Here is a 23,135-nt window from a genome sequence, read left to right on the forward strand (position 1 = left end):
TCACTGGACCGACTCACTGTTCGCGGGTTCGCGGGGAAGTTCGATACTCAGTTTGTGACGAAAGAAATCAGTCGGGTCCCAGGCAAGCTTGGCCTTTTGCAGACGAGGATAGTTGTCCTTGAAATACAGTTGCTGCCAGCCGATGCCGGAACGGTTATGCGCTCTTTCTGCAACGTCGGTGTCCGGATAATTGATGTAACAACCATCCGTGTCTTCGCCGGGGACGGGAACTCCCCCGGTTGCGGCGAACATCCCCTCGAAGGTTTCGCGCTCCCACCCCAGGTAGTAGGCGTCATCCTTGGCATCGGACCAGAACGTCTGCAAGCATAATTTGTAAGCGGAGCGGCGCTGTGCGTTGGCTGTTGAATGCTGTTCGACAGCGTTGACCTGGCCGCCGAAGGAGAACAGCACCATCATCGTGTTCGGGTTAGCGAAACCAGGTTTAGTCATTTGTCCGTACAGGACGCCGATCTGGGCTGCAGAAAAGCGCTTGTTCATGTAGGCAGACTTGTGGGCTCCACGGCTTGTTGGATTGGTGATTGTGGGGTTGTCCGTTCCGACCAACCGAGTTGCTTGCAACCACGGAATGTCCTGCGGGGTGAAGAAGGCGGGAACGGCCGGTATCTCGCCGTTGGCGGTGGTCACCGGGGCAGGTTCGATGGCCACTCCTTCGAGAATGGATGCGATGTAGTCGTTTAGAATCCTGCGCGCCTGCGGGGCGGCGGCGTCAACCTGGGTGAACATCCCCAGACTTCCATGAGCCTTATGACTAACGTTGAAGAGGCTGCTCAGATTGGACTCCGCCGTGCCTGGGCCGCTGTGTTTCTCATGCCAGGCACCGAAGTTGGTGATGAGGCGGGCAAATTTTCGTTCATCCAACTGGTTCCAAGGCAAGCTGATCGCACTGACCAGGACCCTCGACGGAGCAGCGATGAGTTGATTCTTCGGCTCGGTTCCACTAGCGCCGGGTGATCGAAACCAGTATTTCGTGATGAGGCCGAAGTTACCACCCCCGCCACCGGTGTGGGCCCACCACAGGTCTTGCTTTTCGCCTGCGTCATCCCGGGTCGCAACTACGGTTCGGACCTTTCGGTCGGACGTGACGGTGACGACTTCGACCGCGTAAAGGTGATCTACCGTCAGCCCGTGGGCGCGGGAAAGTAGTCCGTATCCTCCCCCAGCGATGTGTCCGCCAATGCCGACGCTGTAGCAGATACCACCGGGAATCGTTACTCCCCAGTTCTTGTAGAGGGTTTCGTAGACGTTCATGATGCGCGCACCGGGCTCGATGGCGAAAGCGCGCATCTTCGGATCGTAATAGACAGCGGTCATGGGTGACAGATCCAAGATGACTTCGACGTCGGGGTTGCAAACGAAGTCGGCAAAGCAGTGGCCTCCGCTGCGGACCGACACCCGTTTCTTTTGGGATAGAGCATCCTGTAGGGCTGCTGCGGCATCCTCCGTGGTCGTGATCAGCCTGACGTAGTCGGGGTTCGCCACGAAGCGCTGATTGTTCCCCGTCATGAGATCGGCATATCTGCGGTCTTCTGGTCTGACGATGGATCCGGCTGGGACGACCGGCCCTGACCCGAAACCTGAATCGGAGCTGAAGCCCGTCGGCGACGTCCCCAGCGCTGCTGCAGGTGCCACTCCGTGCGCAGCCAGGAGCAGCGTTCCCGCCACCGTACCGGCGGAGCCAGTCATGAACAGACGTCGATTCACTGGGGAGTCTCTTTTTCGTGTCATGACTATTCCAACCTTCGTTTCTCGTGCGGCGTGAGGTTATGGTGCAGGGTGATCTGCGCTTTTGGCGCAACGAAGTAGTGCTCGACCGAGTAGGAAATGGTGGCAAAGTCCTGTATTCCGCGACCCGTAAAGTCACCGGCTACGATGCGAGCCACTGATTCGCCGGACACCCGCCACTTGAGAAACAGACCTCTGGCTGCGTCGACCGCCTTGTAGTAAATGGCCCCCTGCCACGGGTTCGGCCCGCGCAATCCGACAAGGAATTCGTCATCGCCGTCCCCATCAAAGTCGCCACACATAACCGTGTGACCAGGCCCCTCACCGCTGTCGTTCGGGTCGCCGTAAATGTCCAGGACATGCCTCGTCCACCTCGCCTGTTCGCCCGTCTCGGGTGTGGCATCGCGCACATACACGGCGACGGTATTTCCGTGAAAGGGTTCCACTGCGGCGACGTACGCCAGCGGGTCCTCGCCCAATCGGCCGCCGTCCAGGTCACCGCTTCCCTTGAACGTGGTTTGTTCGAACTGGGACTCCTCGCCGGTACCAATGTGCTCCCAGGTCCACGCACGAGCCGCCTCGTCAAAATAGAGCCAGTTAACCCCTTCATCCGAAGCCATCAGGATGGAATCAAGATTTGACCCCGGAACAATATTCTCTTTCCGTGCAACACCGTGAATCATGCGAAAATCGCGGTTCGTGATGACTTCCATCGGCCATTCCGTAGCGTTCCTGACGTCATCGGGCTGGGTAAAGATGACCACCGGGAGAACGGCGTGGACACCTTCCACTGCGACGATGGGGAAGCCGATGATTTGCATCACATCGGTGCGGGTGAAGTGCCCCACCCGCAAACGGTGCATACCGGTGGCGCGCCCAACGTAGTGACGCACCCACTGATCCGTGGTTTCTGCGGCGTTCCCCGGGTTTTCAAGCCAGTCGATCTTGCCGCCCTCCGGGTCTGCATGGTGAATCGTTCCGCCGGGACCATACAGCTGGTAGCAGACCGCAAGATCGGAGACCCCGTTGCCGGTGATATCCCCGAAATCCATGCCTACTGGTTCCTTGATCTTGTCCACCACCAGGCGCTTCTGCCAGCCCGGATTTTGATACCAATAGATTTCTCCGAGCGACAGTCCGTAGCCGACGAGATCGGGCTTGCCGGTCCCTGTTATGTCTGGAGCTTCGAGCCAGTATCCGTCCCGAAGGAAGTCGGTGACAGTTTCGGAGCCGAAGCTTGGTTCGGCGATTGCCAGAGAGTGTACGGGCATGTGTATTCCTTTTCGATGACGGTGGAGTCAGCGTCGAATGGACAGATTTTTGGGAAGTGGCAGGGTTTCAGCGTGGGCACTGGTCGTGGCGCGACGGTTTTGCCTGCCCTCAAGCCGCGACGAGAGGAGCATCGTGACCACTGCCGCGCCCGCGAGGGCTGCTCCGACCCAACTCGGTGAGGTGTAGCCGAGTCCCGCTGCGATTGTCAGACCGCCCAGGTGGGCTCCGATCGCGTTGCCCAGGTTGAAGGCCGAGATATTCACACCGGAGGCGAGAGTCGGGGCCTCGGCAGCGAAGTGCAAAACACGCATCTGCATGCCCGGCACGGCTGCGAATCCGACGCCCCCGAGTAGGAACAGAGTAACAATGCTGGCCCACTGGTTGTGTGCGGTCAGCGTAAAAGCGGCGAGGATGACGGTGAGCGCGACGAGTAGGCCGATCAAAGTGCGATTAAGATTGTGGTCGGCCGCCCGGCCCCCGATGAGGTTGCCGACGAAGAGCCCGACGCCGAAGACCACGAGAAGCCAGCTGACCATTCCAGGCTGGAATCCCGCGACTTCGATCATCATTGGGGCGATGTACGTGAAGGCGCCGAACATTGCTCCGAAGCCGAAAATGGTGACCAGAACCGACAGCCATACCTGAGCATTCTTAAAGGCGCGCAACTCGCTTATCAGCCCAATTCGCGGACTGCTCGAGTCAACCTCCTTCGGCACAAAGAGCACCAGGCCGATCAGGGTGACGACCCCGATCGCGGAGATTGCCCAGAATGTTGTTCGCCACCCCGTTGACTGGCCCAAAAATGTTCCCAGCGGGACACCCAGAACGTTTGCCGTGGTTAGGCCGGCAAACATGACCGCAATGGCCCGGGCCTTTCGGTCCGGAGTAACGAGCTGGGAGGCCAACACGGCCCCGATTCCGAAGAACGCACCGTGACAGAGCGCGGCGATGATGCGGCCGGCCATCATGAGTGAATAGTCGATTGAAATGGCCGAGATGAAGTTTCCCGCGATGAAAAGGCACATCAGACCGACGAGTACCGTTTTGCGGTTCATCCGTGCCGTCGCCGCAGTCAGGATGACACCACCCACGGCCACGCTCAAGGCGTATATCGAGACCAAGTACCCGGCGACGGGAATACTGACGTTGAAGTCTGCTGCTACCTCGGGGAGCAGACCGAGTATGACAAATTCGGTCAACCCAATGCCGAATCCGCCGGCGGCAAGAGCTAAGAGGCCAAGAGGCATATCACAAGGTTCCTTTTAGGGAGTATGAACAGTAGCGCCGGGGAGTCTGTCTTCACGTCACTCTGCGCGACGGCGCCTGCACGCGAGACCACTATGCCGCGATGCCAACACGTTCTGCCCCGGGGACGAAAGGCGTGACCGCCGGCCCCATTCCGAAGAAATGAGCGACCGCGGCAATGGTGCGCTGGGTCGCACGGCCATCTCCGTATGGGTTTATGGCCGTGGCCATTTCCCGGTACACAACCTCGTCGTGAAGGAGCCGCATCACTTCGGCAACGATCACAGGCCGAGAACGACCAACCAGTTTCGAGCTGCCCGTCAGGATGGACTCGTGTCGTTCGGTGATGTCCCTCAGCACAAGCGTCGGTTTTCCCAGCGCAGGGCCCTCCTCCTCCGCGCCGGAGCTGTCCGAAAGGATGATGTCGCTGCGGACTAGCAGCCTGCAGAAGCTCAGGTATGGGAGCGGATCCACGAGGGTAACGTTTTCCAGCCCGGAAAGGACAGGAATCATAACGCCACGCACCAGCGGGTTCAGGTGCAGCGGGACAACGATCCGTACCTGGTCATTCTGGGCGATGTCGAAGAGGGCTCCAGCGATCTCCGCCATCGGCTGCCCCTGGGACTCACGGCGGTGGGTCGTGGCAACGATAACCTTCCGTGGATCCTGATCCAGGTCTTCCAAGGCTGGGTCACCGTAGCCTGCAAGATTGTTCATGCCCCATTCCAGGGCGTCGACGATGGTGTTACCGGTGACGACAATACAGCTTTCCCGGATTCCCTCACGAATAAGGTTGGCGCTGTTTCCGGGCGTGGGGGCCAGATGAAGTGAGGCGATCTGTGCAACCAGCTTCCGGTTGGCTTCCTCAGGATAGGGAGACTCGTTGTTTCCGCTACGCAGACCCGCTTCCACGTGGATGATCGGCACCTGGTTGTGCAGGCCAGCCAGGGCTCCGGCGAGAGTGGAGGCGGTGTCACCATGAACCATGACCGCATCCATGTCCCCCAAGTAGTCGCCGTCGCAAATGCCGGCCAGGATCCGGTGCGTAACCTGGCTGAGGGTCTGCTTGTCTCGCATGATCCTCAGCTCGACGTCCGGTTTGATACCGAATTCGTGCATCGTTGAATCCAGCATTTCGCGGTGCTGACCGGTTGAAATCAGAACCGGTCTGAACCGGCTGTCTTCCTGTAGGGCTTTGATGATCGGGGCGAATTTCACGGCCTCTGGCCGGGTACCAAAAACAAGTCCAATGGTTTTCATAACGCTCCCTGAGAGATCTTGATGGCTGATGTGTCGACACAATCGTCCGTGACGGTTTAATTCCGGTGGTATTCGATGGCCAGCCAGACACAGTCCGTGTCGGCTCGGTACTGGTGCCAGGGGTATTGGAACGCCCCCTCGGCCTCCCGGCAGAATGGAGTTGGGTTTGTATTTCCGGGGCTAAGCAGTTGGTCTTCGTACACGGTTTTTGCTTCGTTCTCCATGAACTTCTGCATGCGTCCGTATCCGTGTATCTGGGTGTGGACCTCAATGAAATCGTGTTCGTTATGGATCCCGCAGTCCGTGCCTTTCGGACTGAACCACAGGTTGGCCCGAACACCAAAGGTCGTCGATCCCCGTGAATCGCCCAGCTGCCCAAGGATCAGATTGCTATCGAACTCGACATATCCAAGTTCGTCCTGCGCGGACTTCAGTAACACTGGGGCATCAGGAGAGTCCCCGTAAAAGTTTGCCCAGCCCAGAGCGGCGATGCCGCTTTCGTCGACGCCGGTCTCTCCTAATTGCAGGACGATGAGCTTCTCCCCGGTGACCTTTCCCTGACGAAGAATCGTTGATGAGAGTGGGGGCAACGGACTGATCTGTGATCCCTCGATATAGGCCGCACTCGGGGCAGCGTTCACGATGATGGACGAATTGTGGAGGATTACTCCCACCGCGTCATCGAGCAGCTGCGCCTTGATCAACGTGCTGCTGAAATTTAGTATTGTGGATTCATCGATTTCATTCACATCCTCCAAGTCATTGAGACAGTAGGGATGCAAGCGCCACTTGTCGGCGCAATCTACAGCCCAAAGAGAAGTGGCTACCCGCATCGGATAACCACTCTGGTCCAACGCCACCAGCTTGGGGGATAGACCCTCTGACATCCATACCCTGTCAGGGATAGGCACGGCAGGGGCAGGCGACAACATGCGAACCTGAGCATGATGAAGGGATGAACACCGGATCAACGACCATGCGCAACGTCCGATGGGCTAAGTCCAGCGTGATGGCGGACGATGGCCATCGCATTCCGCTGAGGATCTATGAGACCGAGACGGCCGTTCGGAAAACCCTGGTTTGGGCCCACGGCGGTAGCTGGATCCGCGGTTCGCTCAACGACTGGCATGCTGCCTGTTTGTCCGTGGCCGCCCTGTGCGGGATGCGTGTTGTCAGCGTCGGGTATCGATTAGCCCCTGAATGGACCCACCCAACCGCCCTTCACGACCTTCTCGCTGCACTCGATTGGGCATCGTCGCTCCTCGATGATCCAGGGACCCAGCTATTCGTGGGCGGCGACAGCGCGGGCGGTACGCTCGCTGCATCCGCTTCTCTGTGGTGCCGAGATCATGGCAAGCCGCTGGCGGGGCAGGTATTGGCCTATCCGCCGCTGGACCCTGACTGCCGGGCTCCCTCGTACTTTAAACTCAGACCAGGATTTCCTGATCGTGTACAGCTCCAACAGTCATGGGCCCTGTATCGCGGAGCAGCGAAGCTGCCGGACGAGGAACGGTACCTCACCCCGCTGAATGTCGCCGACCTCTCCGGCGTGTGTGCCACCGCAATTCTCACCGGAAGTCTTGACCCGGTCGCAGACGACGTGCGGATCTACGCCGGCGAACTACGGCGGGCAGGAGTCCATGCGACGCTCCGCATCGACCCCACCGTTGGTCACGGCGACTTCCTTGCTCTGAGCGGAATGCGACCAAACCCCGTGCACGCATGGATTGCTTCCACACTGAAAACCGGATTCGACTCAACCAAAGACACCGAAAATCGGAGACACCAGAATGAATGAGAAAATCCACATTTCCCCCTCCGGAACCGGCTACGTTTCGGCCTTGCTCCGGCACTTCGCGGACCTGCGCGACGGAACCCACGGCGATGCTGTCAGCCGTTCCGAAAAAGAACATCTGTTCAGGAATACGGTCGCGCTCCTGGACCGACAGAGCCGATGCGCATTGCACGAGGTGAACGCAACACTACTGCTGGGCTCGGGCACGATCACCACCACCACCACGATCCGCACCCCAGACGGCGGGCTCAGCTGCTGCTGGATGCTCACCTGGCCCGGGCAATCGGCGGCAGGTATTCCGCCGATCACCCTTGAGGCGTACTACGGCCGCGGATTCCACCACCCGCATCTTCGAGGCGGAACAGTTCGGGACTGGCCCCTGAACGTGTTTACGCCGGAACAGGCTGCCGAGGAGCTTCCGACACTGCGGGCCATCGTGGCAGCCGAACTTCACAACCTCGTCTTTCTGGCCGATTTCAGCATTGTCCCCGCAACAGCAGCCAGGAACGACCGTGCGCACGAGGCCTTGAACCGGAAGTCATGAGGCTCTCCATCCCGGACCAGTCCTCGGTCGGTAGCACTTCAATAGACGATAGTTTCCGGCACACCGGCCCAGGTCCGGTGCCGATGGGAATTCCTCGCAGAACGCAACGTTGTTGACGAGCTAGTGACCAATAGTCCGATAGCTGCTTGGACAGACCGTTTGACGTCTTACCGTCTGCTCGCTGCAGAGTTTCACCGCCGTTTCCTCTGACCGTCCCAATGTCACCGATGAGAATCATTACCTTGGAGGCCGGGGCGGCGGCTCAGCGGACGGGACACAGCGGCGAATTCTGACGAGGGTTGCATCCTCCGCGAGATCGTATATGATTTCAAATACACACGCAGCGCCGCGAGAGGACATCACATGCAGCACCCCACACCGTTCACCGGCACCCCCGGCAAGGTGATCGCCCTGCACCTGAACTACCCCTCCCGCATCGCTCAGCGCGGCCGCACGCCGGAACAGCCGTCCTACTTCCTCAAGCCCGGCACCTCGGTGAGCGCGTCGGGTACCCCGATCGAACGCCCGGCCGGCACTGAACTGCTCGCCTTCGAAGGCGAGATCGCCCTCATCATCGGCCGCAGCATCCGTCGGGTAACGCCGGAGGACGCCTGGGCAGCCGTCTCGGGCGTCACCGCCGCGAACGACTTCGGCGTCTACGACCTGCGCTACGCCGATAAGGGCTCGAACCTCAAGTCCAAGGGCGGCGACGGTTTCACCCCGCTCGGCCCGGCCGTGATCAACGCCGCCGACATTCAAGCGGATGCCCTGCGCGTGCGCACCTGGGTCAATGGCGAGCTCGTGCAGGAAGACACCACGGCTGACCTGGCCTTCCCGTTCGGCCGTCTGGTCGCCGATCTCTCGCAACTCATGACGCTCGAACCGGGCGACGTGATTCTCACCGGAACTCCCGCCGGGTCCTCCGTCGTGCAGCCGGGCGACGTCGTCGAAGTCGAAGTGGACGCCCCCACCGCGCCCGGCGCGCCGAGCACGGGCCGCCTGGTCACGCCGGTCGTCGCGGGCACGGTCGCCATGGCCGGCTACGGCGCCGCACCCAGGATCGACGACCTGCAGCGGGCCGAGGCCTGGGGGTCCGCTGAGGCGGCCGGGCTGCCGGGATCGACCGGCATCCTGACCGACGAACTCAAGGCGAAGATCAACTCGGTCGGGACGGCAACGCTCAGCTCCCAGCTGCGTAAGCGCGGCCTCAACAACGTCTCGATCGACGGACTCCGATCCACTCGTCCAGGCATGCGAATGGTCGGCCTCGCCCGTACCCTGCGCTTCATTCCCAACCGCGAAGACCTCTTCATCTCCCACGGCGGCGGCTACAACGCTCAAAAACGCGCCTTCGACTCCCTCCGCCCCGATGACGTGCTCGTGATCGAGGCCCGCGGCGAGACCGGCACCGGCACGGTCGGTGACATCCTCGCCCTGCGCGCCCAGGTCAACGGCGCCGCCGGTCTGGTGACGGACGGCGGGGTGCGCGATGTGGCCGCCGTCACCGCCCTGGCGATGCCCACCTACTTCGCCAATGCGCATCCGGCCGTTCTCGGCCGAAAGCACGTGCCGTGGGATACCGACCTCACCATCGCCTGCGGCGGCGCGGCGGTGCAGCCCGGCGACGTGATCGTCGGGGATGCGGACGGCGTCCTCGTGATTCCGCCGGGATTGATCGAAGAGGTCGTCGCCGAGGCCATCGAACAGGAACACGAGGAGACCTTCATCGCCGAGATGGTTGCTGCGGGCGAGGGCGTCGACGGGCTGTACCCAATGAACGCGAGCTGGAAGGAACGGTACCGGGAATGGCTGAAGTAACCGGCCAGGCCACCGGCCTCAGCAAGTCGCAGCTCTCCTACCAATGGATCAAGGCGCGCATCTCCGACAGCACGTTCACCCCGGGCTACCGTCTGGTGCTCGGTGCGATCGGCAAAGAGTTGGGCGTGAGCGCGGTCCCGGTCCGCGAGGCCATCCGCCGCCTCGAGGCGGAGGGTCTGGTCACCTTCGAACGCAACGTCGGTGCCCAGGTCGCCATGATCGAAGAGACCGAATACCTCTACACGATGCAGACCCTGAGCGTCGTCGAGGGCGTCGCGACCGCCCTGTCGGCCCCCTTCATCACCGGCGCCGACATTGCCCGGGCCCGCACGGTCAACCAGGAGATGATCGCCTCCCTCGAAGACCTCAACCCGCACCGGTTTACCGAACTCAACCTCGAATTTCACTCCATCCTGTTCGAGAACTGTCCAAACCCGCACATTCTCGACCTGGTGCACCGCGGCTGGAACCGCATGCAGGTGCTGCGCGATTCCTCGTTCAGCTTCGTGCCCGGCCGTGCCCGCGAGTCCGTGGCGGAGCACGAGAACCTGCTGCAGCTGATCGAGGCGGAGGCGCCCGCCCTCACGCTCGAGCTGGCCGCACGCGCCCACCGCACCGGCACAATGGATGCCCTCCTCGCGTACCAGAAGTCGCATCACCCCCACCAGACCCCCGAATCGTCCCCGAGAAAGAGATCCTGACCATGACACAGACGTCTGTCCAGACCACGCACTACGTTCCCGCTGACCTACCCACCAGCATCCGTCATTTCATCGGCGGAGAATTCGTCGACAGCGTCGGCGGGGAAACCTTCGACGTGCTCGACCCGGTGTCAAACCAGACCTACGCCACCGCGGCCGCCGGCCAGCAAGCCGACATCGACCTGGCTGTCGCCGCCGCGAAGGAAGCCTTCGACAACGGTCCCTGGCCGCGCATGCTGCCGCGAGCTCGCGCCCGGGTGCTGCACCGCATCGCTGACGCCGTCGAGGCGCAGGATGCCCGACTCGCCGAGCTCGAGACTTTCGACACCGGGCTGCCGATCACGCAGGCGCTCGGCCAGGCGCAACGGGCCGCCGAGAACTTTCGTTTCTTCGCCGACCTGATCGTGGCGCAGGCCGACGACACCTACAAGGTGCCGGGCCGGCAGATCAACTACGTCAACCGCAAGCCGGTCGGCGTCGCCGGGCTGATCACCCCGTGGAACACCCCGTTCATGCTCGAAAGCTGGAAGCTCGCCCCGGCGCTCGCCTCCGGCTGCACCGTCGTGCTGAAACCCGCCGAATTCACGCCCCTGTCGGCGAGCCTGTGGGCGCAGATCTTTCGCACCGCCGGGGTTCCCGACGGCGTGTTCAACCTGGTCAACGGCATCGGCGAGGAGGCCGGCGACGCGCTGGTCAAACACCCTGACGTGCCGCTCATCTCCTTCACCGGCGAAACCACGACCGGCCAGACCATCTACCGCAACTGCGCCGCGAACCTCAAGGGCATGTCGATGGAACTCGGCGGCAAATCCCCCGCCGTGGTCTTCGCCGACGCCGACCTCGACGCCGCCATCGATTCAACTCTGTTCGGCGTGTTCTCCCTCAACGGCGAGCGCTGCACGGCGTCGAGCCGCATCCTGGTGGAGCGCTCCATCTACGATGATTTCTGCGCCCGCTATGCGGCCCGCGCCCAGAGCATTGTCGTCGGCGACCCGCACGACCCGAAGACCGAGGTCGGCGCGCTCGTACACCCCGAGCATTACGCCAAGGTCATGAGCTACGTCGAGATCGGAAAATCCGAGGGCCGTCTGCTCGCCGGCGGCGGCCGCCCGGCCGGCCTGCCAGAGGGCAACTACGTCTCCCCCACGGTCTTCGCCGATGTCGCCCCGACCGCCCGCATCTTTCAGGAGGAGATCTTCGGCCCGGTCGTGGCCATCACCCCCTTCGAAACGGATGCCGAAGCGCTCGCCCTGGCCAACGGTGTGAAGTACGGGCTCGCCGCCTACATCTGGACCACCGACCTCACCCGCGCGCACAACTTCGCCCAGTCGGTCGATGCCGGCATGGTCTGGTTGAACTCGCACAACGTGCGGGACCTTCGCACCCCGTTCGGCGGCGTCAAGGCCTCCGGCCTCGGCCACGAGGGCGGCTACCGGTCGATCGACTTTTACACCGACTCGCAGGCCGTGCACATCACGCTCGCGCCCGTGCACACGCCTCGCTTCGGCGGCCGGTAACCCGCCCCTGTGGACGGGGCCCGGGCCCCGTCCACAGGCCCAGTTTAGAAACTGGGCCCACGTTCACACCGTGGGTCCGGCATCCGTTTCACCCAGCAGAACCCCTGCACCTACCCCGCACCTACCCCGCGTCACCCTCAACGAGGAGAACCCCATGACCCATCCGATTCCCACCCCCACCGCGACCCCGCCCGACATTCTCCGCTGCGCCTACATGGACATCGTCGTGACCGACCTGGCCCGCTCGCGCGAATTTTACGTCGACATTCTCGGCCTCGTTGTCACCGAGGAGAGCGACACCGAGATCTACCTGCGCAGCTTCGAAGAGTTCATCCATCACAACCTGGTGCTGCGTCAGGGGCCCATCGCCGCCGTCGCCGCGATGGCCTTTCGGGTGCGCAGCCCCGAAGACGTCGACCTCGCCGAGGCGTACTACCGGGAGCTCGGCTGCCGCACCGATCGCCGCACCGAGGGCTTCGTGAAGGGCATCGGCGACAGCGTGCGCGTCGAGGATCCGCTCGGCTTTCCCTACGAGTTCTTCTATTCGACCATCCACGTGGAACGTCTCGCCTGGCGTTACGACCTGCAGGGGCCGGGCGCGCTCGTGCGTCTCGACCACTTCAACCAGGTCACCCCCGACGTCGGCCGGGGCCGCAAGTACCTCGAAGACCTCGGCTTTCGCGTCACCGAAGACATCAAAGACGAAGACGGCGTCACCTACGCCGCCTGGATGCGCCGCAAGGACACCGTGCACGATACCGCCCTCACCGGCGGCAACGGGCCGCGCATGCACCACATCGCCTTCTCGACCCACGAGAAGCACAACATCATCTACATTTGTGACAAGCTCGGCGCGCTGCGCAAGAGCGACCTGATCGAGCGCGGACCCGGCCGCCACGGCGTCTCGAACGCGTTCTACCTGTACCTGCGCGACCCCGACGGCCACCGCGTCGAGATCTACACGCAGGACTACTACACCGGCGACCCCGACAACCCCGTCGTCACCTGGGACGTGCACGACAACCAGCGCCGCGACTGGTGGGGCAACCCCGTCGTGCCCAGCTGGTACACGGATGCCTCGCTCGTGCTCGACCTCGACGGCAACCCGCAGCCGGTCATCGAACGCACCGAGCCCCGCGAAATGGCCGTCACCGTCGGCGCCGACGGCTTCTCGTACACCCGCAAGGATGACGAGCTGGCCGGCTTCAAACTCGGCACCACTCTCTAGAAAGCAGCGCGCATGCTTGAGCAGTCAGTCATCGAAAAGATCGCCGACGAACTCGTCGCGGCCGGTCGCACCCGGTCGACGGTTCCGCTGTTGACCACCCGATACCCCGGAATGACCGTCGACGACGCCTATGCCGTGCAGAGCCTGTGGAAGGAGCGCGGCATCGCGGCCGGCCGCCGGCTCGTCGGCCGCAAAATCGGCCTGACCTCCAAGGTGATGCAGGTCGCCACCGGCATCACCGAACCCGACTACGGGGTGATCTTCGCCGACGAGGTCTACGAGAATGGTGCGAGCATCCGTTTCGACAGCTTCTCGAACGTGCGCATCGAGGTCGAACTCGCGTTTGTGCTCGGCAAGCCGTTGTCCGGCCCGAACTGCACCCTGTTCGACGTTCTCGACGCGACGGACTATGTGGTTCCGGCGCTGGAGATTCTCAGCTCGCGCATCGAGATGACCGGCCGCACCATCGTCGACACCATCTCCGACAACGCGGCGATGGGCGGCATGCTGCTCGGCGGCAGGCCGGTGAAGGTCGGCGACGTGGACCTGCGCTGGGTGTCGGCGTTGCTTTACCGCAACCAGACCATCGAGGAGTCCGGGGTGGCCGCGGCCGTGCTCAACCACCCCGCTGCCGGCGTGTTCTGGCTGGCGAACAAACTCGCCCAGCACGGCACCAGCCTCGAGGCCGGGGAGATCATCCTGGCCGGTTCGTTCACCCGCCCGATGTGGGTGGAACAGGGCGACACCGTGCACGCCGACTATGGACCCCTGGGAGCCATCACATGCCGATTCGAGTAGCAGCAGAGCCGACCTTCCGCGACCTTCTCGCGGACAGCGAACGTGCGCAGATCGGCATGTGGGTGTGTTCCGGCAGCGCGTTGGTGGCGGAAATCTGCGCCGGCAGCGGTCTCGACTGGCTCCTGATCGACACCGAACACAGCCCCAACGGCCTCGAGTCGACGCTCAGCCAGCTGCAGGCCGTGCACGGCTACCCGATCGTGCCGCTGGTGCGGGCACCGATCGGAGACCGGATCATCGTGAAGCAGCTGCTCGACCTCGGCGCGCAGAATCTGCTCATTCCCATGGTCGACACCGCCGAGCAGTCCCGCGACATGGTGGCGGCGGTGCGCTACCCGCCGCTCGGCGTTCGTGGCGTCGGCAGCGCCCTGGCCCGGGCGTCCCGGTGGAACCGCATCGACGACTATCTGGCCAGCGCCAACGAGACGATCTCACTGTTCGTGCAGATCGAGACAACGGATGCCGTCGCCAACATCACCGAGATCGCCAGCGTCGACGGCGTAGACGGCCTGTTCATCGGTCCGTCCGACCTGGCCGCGTCGATGGGTTTGCTCGGCCAGCAGGACCACCCCGACGTCGTCGCGTCGGTTGAGCAGTGCATCCGCACCGTCACGGCGCTCGGCAAACCGGTCGGCGTCAATGCTTTCGCTCCGGCGACCGCGAAGCGGTACCTGGCGGCGGGTGCCCGTTTCGTGCTCGTCGGTGCCGACGTGGCCATCCTCGCCCGGGCGTCGGAGACGCTCGCCGCGACCTTCATCAGGCCCACGGGGCTGGCCGGGCCCGACCTTTCGCGGCCGAGTTACTAAAGCAACGGTCAGCCGACTGCGAGAATAGGACGGTGTCGATCCCAGAATTCGCCGAGACCCCCGGCAGCCAGCAGTCGGCACCCGCCGCGCACTCGCAAACCCTGTCGCGTGGCATCCGCGTGCTAGAGATTCTCGCTGACCGCACCGAACCGATGAGCATCGTCGAACTCGCCGCCGCCCTCGACGTGCACCGTTCGATCGCCTATCGCATCTTGCGCACCCTCGAAGATCATGGCCTCGTCGTTCGTGACCCGGCCGGGCTGGTGCGGCTCGGCGCGCGACTGGCCGCCCTGGCCCGCGGGGTGTCCCGCGATCTGCAGGCCGCTGCACGGCCCGTTCTCACCCGCATCGCCAACGAACTCGGCATGACCGCGTTCGTCGCGGTGCTCGACCAGGGCGAGATCTTCACTCTCGTGAGTATCGAGCCGCGGCAGGCCCACGCGACGGTCGCGCAGCAGCCCGGCACGCGGCATCCGCTGCACATGGGCGCGCCGGGAATCGCCATCCAGTCCGGCCTGAGCGCCACGCAATGGGCCGCGCTCGGCCACCCGGCAACTCGCCGCAGTGAGGCCGGGGAGGTCGCTGCCCTCGGCTACGCCTCGAGTCACAACGAGGTCATTGACGGCCTGTCGTCGATCGCCGTTCCGCTACTGGTGCCCGGTGAACCACCCGCCTCCCTCGCCGTCGTCTATATCTCGAGTCTGCACTCCCCCACCGACATCGGTGCCGTTCTCACCTCTTCCGCACGAACGATCGTCGCCGAGCTCGGCTAGTCACCTGGCCACGCAGAGGCTCTGCATTCCCACCCGCACCGTCGATCCCACGTGGCGGGCGCGCAGTTGGGACACGAGGCTCGGCTCGTCGGCGTAGGCGAGGAACTCGCTGTTGTAGGTCTGGCTGGGGTAACCGTCGGCCGCCCAGCCAGCGGTGATGCGCAGAAACGCGGCCGCCGCGGCGTCGTAATTCACGTCCCAGTCGTCGACAGCGGCGCTGGAGAAGGTGAGCTCCATACCGTAGCCGATCCCGGTATTCAGGCAGTCGAACGCGTACGGCGCAGCGGCTACGGCGAGGTCGAGCGCCGGGCCGGGGACCGCCCCCTGCCGTTCCGGTTCCGCGAACGCCGGCCCGAAGCGAGCGCTCGTCTGGGCGACGAACGCCGCAAATTGCGCCTCGAGCTCGGTCGCCGTCAGCGCCGTCGAGGGCGCGTCGGGAAGTACGACCGGCGGCAACTCGGGTGGCAGCATCAATTGCACGTCACCCGCTGACGGGGGCGCGGTTATTTGCGCGCTGCCGGTCGTTGCCGGCACGAACCGTTCACCGACGGTAATGACCTTCGCGATTGCCCCGAGACCCAGCGAGAGCGTCAGAGCGAGCAGCATCGTCCCGGCGACCAGTCCGGCGACCGCAACGGATGCCCGATCAGCTCGCCCGGACCGCGCGCGAGCCCGCAGCACCCAGCCGGCCAGTCCCGCCGCGACGGCGAGCAGTGGAATGGCGCCGGCCACGACGAGCTGCGCGGCATAGATCGGAATTTGGGTGTACGGGTCGGGTGCGCCCGACCCGGCCTGGCCGACGCCGAAGCCCAGATACAGCATCCAAGCCGGCGAGAGCACGGACGCTACCGCAAGCAACCCGCACAGCCGCCGCAGTCGACGAACCGAGAGCGATGGCACGGTCCCGGCCACATAGACGAAATTCACACCGAGTGCCACTGGCGCCAGCGTCGGCACCGCCCGCACTCCGGCCACGACACCGACTACCATGGCGGCAACGCCGAGCACGAGCACGACGGAGAAGCCGACAGTCACGCCCGCAGGGGTTGCGCTCGCCCACTCATTCGTCCCGGTGGAACAGAGCATCCGCGGCGGAAAGAAGTCGTAGCGCACGAGGTCGCCGGAGCTGTGAACCCGGGCGCAGGTCTCGCCAACGTCCCAGGCGCTGAGCACGAAGATGGCGGTCACGACCGGCCAGAGCAAAATCCCAACCACACCGATACTCAACGTTGCGAGCGCTGTGCGGCCGTGCACCGAGGGCACTTTCGAGGAGGACATCCCCTCCAAACTAGCGCCATCGCTTCGGATGCACTCGCCAGCACCCCCATGCAGGGCGCAATTCCACACTCTGAAACACCGAAAAATAACAATCCCACACAATACTGACCAATAGGTAGGTAATCGTCGATTTTGCTGCCATACTGCCCGAGTGCCGGTTTTTCCCGCATGATCCACACACACTTTGCAACAGCACCCGACCCAGCACCGCAGTGAAATACGAGGGAGTATTCCATGGCCTTTACGACCGAGCGCACACCGGCGACCAGCGCTAAACGCAACGAAGAACGGCGGGTGCTCGCCGGCACCATGGTCGGTACCACGATCGAGTGGTACGACTTCTTCATCTATGCCCAGGCCGCTGGACTCGTGCTGGCCGGCCTGTTCTTCGCCCCGCTGGCCGGGGAGAACGAACCGCTCGCCCAGCTCATCGCTTGGGCCTCGCTCGGCATCAGCTTTCTGTTCCGCCCGCTCGGTGCCATTGTGGCCGGGCACCTCGGCGACCGGATCGGCCGCAAGGCCATGCTGGTTTTCACCCTCGTCATGATGGGCGCGGCCACCGCGCTCATCGGTCTGCTGCCGACCTTCGACCAGATCGGCGTCTGGGCGCCCATCCTGCTGATCGTGCTGCGCATCCTGCAGGGCTTCTCGGCCGGCGGTGAATGGGGCGGCGCCGCCCTCATGTCGGTCGAACACGCACCCATCAACAAGCGCGGCTTCTTCGGCGCCTACCCACAGATCGGCGTACCGGTCGGACTGATCCTCGCCACCGGCGTGATGATTTTGGTCACCACGTCGATGAGTGAAGAGGCCTTCCTCAACTGGGGCTGGCGCATCCCGTTCCTCGTCTCCGTGCTGCTCATCGTCGTCGGCTGGGTCATCCGCCGCGCGGTCGCCGAGAGCCCGGTCTTCAAGGAGATGCAAACCCGCAAGAAGGAATCTGCCGCCCCGCTCAAGCAGCTGTTCAAAAACCACTCGCGTCAGGTCATCCTCACCGCCCTCATCTTCATCGCCAACAACGCGGCCGGCTACATGCTCATCGCGTTCTTCAACTCCTACGCCACCAAGCCCGCTGACGCCGGCGGACTCGGCATGGAGCGCACCCCGGTGCTCATCGCGAGCACCGTCGCGGCCGTGTTCTGGCTCGCCTCGACCATGCTCGGCGGCATCCTGTCCGACAAGATCGGCCGGGTGCGCACCTTCCAGCTCGGCTACGCGTTCCTGTTCATCTGGGCCATCCCAATGTTCCTGCTCATCGACACCGGCGACATCGTCTGGTTCGCGCTCTCGCTGATTGTCCTGGCCAGTGGACTCGGCTTCTCCTACGGTCCACAGGCGGCGCTGTACGCCGAGATGTTCCCGGCCCAGGTGCGCTACTCAGGCGTGTCGATCGGCTATGCGCTCGGCGCGATCCTCGGTGGCGCCTTCGCCCCGCTGATCGCCCAGCTGCTGCTCGATGAGACCGGCCAGACCTTCTCCATCGGCATCTACCTCATGGTGCTCGCGGCGATCTCCTTCGTCGCGGTCACCCTCGTGAAAGAGACCCGCGGAATTCCGCTGGGCGTCAGCACCCACGAGTAGTTTCCTGCACTGCCACACCGTGCCGCCCGGATTCCGATCCGGGCGGCACGGTTTTGTCCGTCGTAGTTTCTGGACGGGGCGCGGGCCCCGTCCCCGGGCCCAGTATAGAAACTGGGCCCGTGTTCATAAGGTGGGCCGCGACTTGCCGGTGCGGCCGGTCGTGGGGCTAATTCGGGCCGGGTGCACCGCGCCGGCAGATGTGCCGCGTGTTCGTGCGGGCCAGGTGCACGCATCCGTTCATTTCTCCTGAATTAGCCACCGCCCGGCCCGGCAACGGGCGCAGCAAAGAGCCCCCGTCGACGACGAGGGCCCTTCTGAAGCGGATGCTTAGCCGTTGATGACCTGCGGCACACCGAGTGCTTTGAGGCCCTCGACGCCGAACTCGAGCCCATAGCCTGACTGCTTGGCCCCGCCGAACGGAATCATCGGGTGCACCGCGCCGTGCGCGTTGATCCACACCGTTCCGGTCTCCAGACGTGCGGCCACAGCTCGGGCGGCGACGAGGTCGCTCGACCAGACCGATCCGCCGAGACCGACGTCAACACTGTTGGCGCGGGCGATGACATCGTCGAGGTCGGTGTAGCGCAGGATCGGAAGCGCCGGACCGAACTGTTCCTCCCGCACCAGCGGGTTGTCATCGTCGATGTCGGCGATGAGGGTGGTCGGGTAGAAGAAGCCGGGCGCCTCCAGATCGGGGTTGCCGCCGATGAGCACGCGCGCTCCGGAGTCCTTCGCGGACTGCACCAGACCGGCAACGATGTCGAACTGCGCCTGGTTCTGCAACGGGCCGAGCACGTTGCTTTCATCCATTCCGACACCCATCGGCATCCTGGCCGCTACCGCTGTCAGCTCTTCGCAGACGGCGTCGTAGATGTCATCGTGCACGTAGAGGCGTTTGAGCGCGGCACAGGTCTGGCCGGTGTTGATGAACGCACCCCAGAACAGTCCCTCGGCGATGGCCGCCGGGTCGGCGTCGGGCAGCACGATACCGGCGTCATTGCCCCCCAGCTCGAGCGTCAGACGCTTGACCGTGTCGGCCGAGCTCTTGATGATGGCCTTACCGGTCGCGGTCGAGCCGGTGAACATGACCTTTCCGATGCCGGGATGCACGGCGAGGCCGGCACCGATCGCGCGGCCGCCGGAGACGACCGTCACGAGCCCCTCCGGCAGTACCTGGTTGACCACAGCAACCAGGGCGAGCACGCTCAGCGGCGTGTACTCGGAGGGTTTGACCACGACAGCGTTGCCCATTCGCAGGGCTGGGGCGATCTGCCACATGGAGATCATTATCGGCCAATTCCAGGGGCCGATCGCTCCCACGACGCCGATCGGGCGGTAGCTGATCGCGGCGTGGGTGGTGCCGTCGTCGATGAGCACCTCGGATTCCAGCGGGGTCGCCGCCGCAGTGCGCAGCCAGGCGGATGCGCCGCCCACCTCGAAGCGCGCGTTGGGTCCGTTGAGCGGTTTGCCCTGTTCGCGGGAGAGCAGCTGGGCAAGGGCTTCAGCCGCGGCGTCGATCGCGTCGGCGGCCCGCACCATGACGGCGCTGCGCGCGTCGTGACCGAGCGCCGCCCAGGCCGGCTGGGCCAGGATTGCTGCGGCGATGGCGGCTTCGAGGTCATCGACGGTGTGCACTGGGGCCAGGCCAACGACCGCGCCCGTCGCCGGATCAAGAATCTCGCGCGTGTCGCCGGCTGAGGGGGTGATGGCGGCGAGCAGCCCGTCGTAGGTGTCGAGTTTCGGGGTTACCAGGGTGTCGTTCGATGTCATGAGTCCTCCACGTTGAGTGCGGCGCCTTGAATCACGCCGTGGCTCCACCGTAAGCGGGGGCATTCCAAACGACTTGCACGAGAGCGCTGCCCATCCACCATCCCGCGCACAGCAGCAGGCTCGAGCCTCAGGCTAGAAATTGCAGGGAGGCCTGTTGGAAATCGTGCGAAGTCAGCGCGTTGAGATGGGTTCGGCCAGGAAGCTCCAGGTACTGTGCGCCGCGCTTCGCCGCGAGGGCGGTCACCCCGACCGGAATCGGGTCGGCCCCGCCGGCGACGAACAGCTGCGGGATGCCCGCAGGCACGTCGAGCGTGCAGCCCGCGACCCCGCGCACGCACGCCAGCAGCGCCTCCCGGTCGGCTCCGGCCGTGATCGCCGGGCCGAGCACCGCAGCGATGGTTGGGTCGGCGGGCCGGTCGCCGGAGACCACATACCGAGCCACGGCGCCCTGATCCCAGGTCTCGAACAGTTCGATCGGGCCGGCCCCGCCGAGCACGAGACGGTGCACGCGTTCCGGCGCCAGTCGGGCCAGGGCGGCGACCACCCGTGAGCCCATGGAGTAGCCGATCACGTCGACCCGGTCGAGTTCGAGCGTGTCGAGCACGGCTACCAGGTCGGCGGCGAGCTGCCTCGGTGCGTAGTCGGCGGTGCGGTGCGGCTTGTCGCTGCGGCCGTGACCGCGCAGGTCGGGTGTGATAGCGCCGCGCCCGGCTTCCTCGAGCACTCGCACCCAGCCCGAACTCCGCCAGGTGGCCTCGGCGGTCGATGCGAAACCGTGCACGAGCAGAACCGGCAGCTCCCCCGGTGTGGCATCGAAGGCCACACGTACACCATCGAGCCGTCGGGCGAACTGAGTCACTCGACGACGTCGCTCGCGGCGAACACCGCGCCGGCATGCGCCATCTCGGCGAGGGCGGTCGCGGTGGATTCCGCGGCGACCCCGGCCACCAGATCCGTCAAAACACGCACGTGCTGGCCGTGTTCGAGGGCGTCGAGGGTGGAGGCTCGCACGCAGTAGTCGGTCGCGAGGCCGACCACGTCGATCTCGGTCACCCCGTGTTCGCTCAGCAGCGCTCCCACGGTCTCCCCAGCCTCAGTCGTACCTTCAAAGATCGAGTAGGCGGGCTTGCCCTGGCCCTTGCGAATGTGAAACGTCACGGCATCCGTTGTGAGGGCGGGGTGGTATTCGGCGCCCGCGGTGCCGGCCACGCAGTGCACCGGCCAGGTCGTGACAAAGTCGGGGGCCGCGTCGCGGGCGAAGTGGCCGCCGTTATCGTTGCCGATATCGTGCCAGTCGCGAGAGGCGAAGACATATGTGTAGGCGAGCGGATGCTCAGCGAGAAGTTTGCTCACGCCGGCAGCTACTGCCCCGCCGCCGTCGACACCGAGGGCCCCGCGCTCGGTGAAGTCGTTCTGAACGTCAATGATGAACAGGGCGCGGGTCACGATGTCTCCTTGTGAGCAGTCAGTTGATACGCGGTCAGTTGTTAGAGAGATTATCGCCGCATTGGAAGAAACCGGTGGCCAGGGTGTCGATGGCGATTTTGGCATTCGAGCTCACGTTACCAATTGCCGCGTTACTGATGGCATAGATGGCGAAGGTGAGCGGGGTGCCGTCGGCAGCACGGATGACGCCGGCAAGGGTGTAGCCGGTGTCGATCCAGCCGGTCTTGGCGAAAACGGCGCCGGCAGCGGCGGAATTGGCCCCGGCGAAACGGTCGCTGTAGGAGAGGGAGCCACGCGGTCCCCCGGCGATCGGCAGGCCGTCGAACAGAACGCCGAGGTTGCCCTCACGGGCATTGACCTTGACGAACAGAGCGGTCAGGTAGGCCGGCGACACGGCATTGTGCGGGCTGAGGCCCGAACCGTCTTTGATGATCATGCCGGTGGTATCGATGCCGTAGGCGGCGAGGCCGTTGACGATGCCCGCCTGCAGAGCGGAAAAGCTGCTACCGGCACCGTTTTCAATGGCCAGGAGGCGGGCGAGCATCTCGGCGATGGTGTTGTCGCTCACAATGAGGGACTGCTGAACCAGGGTCGACACCGGCGCCGACTGCACGGCGCCGAGCTGCGCTGACCCGGCCGGAGCGGTGGCCTGGCTGATCGTGAGCCCGCCGCCGAGGGCGTCGGCGAAGGCCTGGCCGGCCCGTGCAATCGGGTCTTCGCTACGGGCGGAGGTGCTGCGGCTGGGGTCGTCACGGTCGCCGTCGACCATCAGGGCGGTGATCTCGGGCATGTAGCCGAGGCCGAGTTCGGTGCGGGCCCAGCCCTCGTCCCAGTCGGGCCCGGAGAAGTACGAGGAGTCGAGCACGAGGGAGGTGATCGGCGGGTTGGCCGGATCGGCGGCCCAGGCGACCATGGTTTGGGTGGCGAGGTCGTCGAGGTGCGCGGCACCGGTGTAGAACGGTTCCTGGCCGGTGGGCAACCGGGACAGAGTGAGGTCTCCGCCGCCGACCAGCACGACCTGGCCGGGTTCGGCGCCCTTCACGACCCGGGTCGTAGCCCGATAGTCGCTGCCGAGCACGTTGAGTGCGGCAGCCGAGGTGAGCACCTTCATAACGCTCGCCGTGCGCGACGACGTCGTGCCGCCGCGGTCGAACAGCACCTCACCGGTGTTGGCGTTGACCACCTGGGCCTGAAAATCGGCGAGGCGAGTGTCGGCGGCGAGCCCGGCGACGGAGCAGGTGCGCAGCCGGCTGGCTGTCGTCGCCTGGGCTGGCACCGGACGGGCCGGGTCGACCGTGGGCGTGGGGCTTGGTGTCGGGGTGGGCGTGGCCACAGCGGATGCTGCCGCCGGAGCAGTCTCGCCGGTCTGGGTTCCGGCGAATACGGCCCCACTGCCCAGCAGCACGAAAACCAGGGCGCCAACGGCAATCAGCCAGGCCCGGCGGTGACGGCTGAAGACGGCTGCGATGCCGCCGCGCGCGGCAACGTCAGCCGTGCCGGCTTCGGGTGTCTGCACTGGTTCTTCCACCTCCGTATGGTAACCGACGCACCGTACAGCGG

Annotated in this window: 20 protein-coding genes; 10 read left to right on the forward strand and 10 right to left on the reverse strand. The window is 64.4% G+C overall.

From position 1 onward, the window contains the following. The 5 genes from E3O25_RS03935 to E3O25_RS03955 form a co-directional block, all read right to left on the reverse strand. A complete protein-coding gene (locus E3O25_RS03935; RefSeq protein ID WP_241988487.1) occupies positions 1–1,524 on the reverse strand; it encodes an FAD-binding protein in 1,524 nt (507 codons plus the stop codon). A 224-nt stretch (positions 1,525–1,748) separates the two neighbouring features. Continuing rightward, a complete protein-coding gene (locus E3O25_RS03940; RefSeq protein ID WP_134360512.1) occupies positions 1,749–3,014 on the reverse strand; it encodes a VCBS repeat-containing protein in 1,266 nt (421 codons plus the stop codon). Between the two features lie 27 nt (positions 3,015–3,041). Beyond that, positions 3,042–4,262, reverse strand: coding sequence for an MFS transporter (locus E3O25_RS03945; protein WP_134360513.1), 1,221 nt, complete (start codon positions 4,260–4,262; stop codon positions 3,042–3,044). Positions 4,263–4,353: 91 nt separating this feature from the next. Next, positions 4,354–5,520: a non-hydrolyzing UDP-N-acetylglucosamine 2-epimerase gene (gene wecB, locus E3O25_RS03950; RefSeq protein ID WP_092109925.1), complete on the reverse strand. Its 1,167-nt coding sequence runs from the start codon at positions 5,518–5,520 to the stop codon at positions 4,354–4,356. Positions 5,521–5,576: 56 nt separating this feature from the next. Then, positions 5,577–6,269: a hypothetical protein gene (locus E3O25_RS03955; RefSeq protein WP_134360514.1), complete on the reverse strand. Its 693-nt coding sequence runs from the start codon at positions 6,267–6,269 to the stop codon at positions 5,577–5,579. Between the two features lie 206 nt (positions 6,270–6,475). On the opposite strand from E3O25_RS03955, the gene E3O25_RS03960 reads away from it, so the two are divergent. From E3O25_RS03960 to E3O25_RS04000, 9 genes are all read left to right on the forward strand, one after another. Continuing rightward, a complete protein-coding gene (locus E3O25_RS03960) occupies positions 6,476–7,318 on the forward strand; it encodes an alpha/beta hydrolase (RefSeq protein WP_092109921.1) in 843 nt (280 codons plus the stop codon). Next, a complete protein-coding gene (locus E3O25_RS03965; RefSeq protein WP_092109919.1) occupies positions 7,311–7,859 on the forward strand; it encodes a hypothetical protein in 549 nt (182 codons plus the stop codon). The genes E3O25_RS03960 and E3O25_RS03965 overlap by 8 nt, the downstream gene beginning before the upstream one ends. Before the next feature lie 363 nt (positions 7,860–8,222). Further along, the gene (locus E3O25_RS03970; RefSeq protein WP_134360515.1) at positions 8,223–9,677 is read left to right on the forward strand and encodes a fumarylacetoacetate hydrolase family protein; all 1,455 of its coding nucleotides are present in this window, start codon (positions 8,223–8,225) and stop codon (positions 9,675–9,677) included. Beyond that, positions 9,665–10,378, forward strand: a complete 714-nt coding sequence (locus E3O25_RS03975; protein ID WP_134360516.1) for a GntR family transcriptional regulator — start codon at positions 9,665–9,667, stop codon at positions 10,376–10,378. The genes E3O25_RS03970 and E3O25_RS03975 overlap by 13 nt, the downstream gene beginning before the upstream one ends. A 2-nt stretch (positions 10,379–10,380) precedes the next feature. Further along, on the forward strand, positions 10,381–11,895 hold the full coding sequence (gene hpaE / locus E3O25_RS03980) for a 5-carboxymethyl-2-hydroxymuconate semialdehyde dehydrogenase (protein WP_092109913.1): 1,515 nt from the start codon (positions 10,381–10,383) through the stop codon (positions 11,893–11,895). Between the two features lie 154 nt (positions 11,896–12,049). After that, positions 12,050–13,123, forward strand: a complete 1,074-nt coding sequence (hpaD, locus tag E3O25_RS03985) for a 3,4-dihydroxyphenylacetate 2,3-dioxygenase (RefSeq protein WP_092109911.1) — start codon at positions 12,050–12,052, stop codon at positions 13,121–13,123. A gap of 12 nt (positions 13,124–13,135) precedes the next feature. Then, positions 13,136–13,921 (forward strand): 2-oxo-hept-4-ene-1,7-dioate hydratase, encoded by a 786-nt coding sequence (hpaH, locus tag E3O25_RS03990; RefSeq protein WP_134360517.1) that lies wholly within the window; start codon positions 13,136–13,138, stop codon positions 13,919–13,921. Then, positions 13,906–14,727: an HpcH/HpaI aldolase/citrate lyase family protein gene (locus E3O25_RS03995; RefSeq protein WP_134360518.1), complete on the forward strand. Its 822-nt coding sequence runs from the start codon at positions 13,906–13,908 to the stop codon at positions 14,725–14,727. Before hpaH ends, E3O25_RS03995 begins: the two co-directional genes overlap by 16 nt. Positions 14,728–14,759: 32 nt before the next feature. Next, positions 14,760–15,500, forward strand: coding sequence for an IclR family transcriptional regulator (locus tag E3O25_RS04000; protein ID WP_241988488.1), 741 nt, complete (start codon positions 14,760–14,762; stop codon positions 15,498–15,500). Here E3O25_RS04000 and E3O25_RS04005 read toward each other — a convergent pair whose 3' ends face one another. After that, a complete protein-coding gene (locus E3O25_RS04005; protein ID WP_134360519.1) occupies positions 15,501–16,778 on the reverse strand; it encodes a hypothetical protein in 1,278 nt (425 codons plus the stop codon). It lies immediately after the preceding gene. A 234-nt stretch (positions 16,779–17,012) separates the two neighbouring features. Here E3O25_RS04005 and E3O25_RS04010 point away from each other — a divergent pair, with 234 nt between their 5' ends. Beyond that, entirely contained in the window at positions 17,013–18,359 is a 1,347-nt protein-coding gene (locus E3O25_RS04010; RefSeq protein ID WP_092109903.1) for an MFS transporter, read from the forward strand. A 327-nt stretch (positions 18,360–18,686) separates the two neighbouring features. On the opposite strand, the gene E3O25_RS04015 is transcribed toward E3O25_RS04010, so the two are convergent. From E3O25_RS04015 to E3O25_RS04030, 4 genes are all read right to left on the reverse strand, one after another. Next, positions 18,687–20,129, reverse strand: coding sequence for an aldehyde dehydrogenase family protein (locus E3O25_RS04015; protein WP_134360520.1), 1,443 nt, complete (start codon positions 20,127–20,129; stop codon positions 18,687–18,689). A gap of 127 nt (positions 20,130–20,256) precedes the next feature. Beyond that, positions 20,257–20,952: an alpha/beta fold hydrolase gene (locus E3O25_RS04020; protein WP_198410946.1), complete on the reverse strand. Its 696-nt coding sequence runs from the start codon at positions 20,950–20,952 to the stop codon at positions 20,257–20,259. Between the two features lie 32 nt (positions 20,953–20,984). Next, positions 20,985–21,575, reverse strand: coding sequence for an isochorismatase family protein (locus E3O25_RS04025; protein ID WP_134360522.1), 591 nt, complete (start codon positions 21,573–21,575; stop codon positions 20,985–20,987). A gap of 34 nt (positions 21,576–21,609) precedes the next feature. Further along, positions 21,610–23,103, reverse strand: coding sequence for a D-alanyl-D-alanine carboxypeptidase/D-alanyl-D-alanine-endopeptidase (locus E3O25_RS04030; protein ID WP_134360523.1), 1,494 nt, complete (start codon positions 23,101–23,103; stop codon positions 21,610–21,612). Positions 23,104–23,135: the final 32 nt, after the last annotated feature.

The organism is Cryobacterium sp. TMT1-3 (assembly GCF_004402315.1).
Taxonomy (GTDB): Bacteria; Actinomycetota; Actinomycetes; order Actinomycetales; family Microbacteriaceae; genus Cryobacterium; species Cryobacterium luteum.